1 pseudogene is annotated in these 360 nt (G+C 42.2%); it reads right to left on the reverse strand.

The features are described from left to right. Nucleotides 1–38: 38 nt before the first annotated feature. A pseudogene (locus HC175_RS20945) lies at nt 39–360 on the reverse strand (bifunctional 5,10-methylene-tetrahydrofolate dehydrogenase/5,10-methylene-tetrahydrofolate cyclohydrolase); the annotation flags it as partial.

Here is a 360-nt window from a genome sequence, read left to right on the forward strand (position 1 = left end):
CTGGAAAATAGATGAGGCCAGGCAGCTAAATTCATAGATTAATTTTTCAACTCTTTCTCCCTGGTGCGGTGAGTTTCTCTTGCTAACAAGGTGTTTTTGAGAAGCATCGCGATAGTCATTGGACCTACTCCACCGGGGACTGGGGTTATATAACTCGCTTTTTTAGAGACATTTTCAAAATCAACGTCTCCTGTGATCCTGTAACCTTTTGGCTTACTATCATCGGGCACGCGAGTGATTCCCACATCAATTACTACGGCGTCGTCCTTGACCATTTCGGCTTTAAGGAAGTTTGGAATACCTACAGCAATAATAATAATATCTGCCTGCGACGTAATTTGGGTGATGTTTTTGGTAAAT

This window comes from Salinimicrobium oceani (assembly GCF_012037645.1).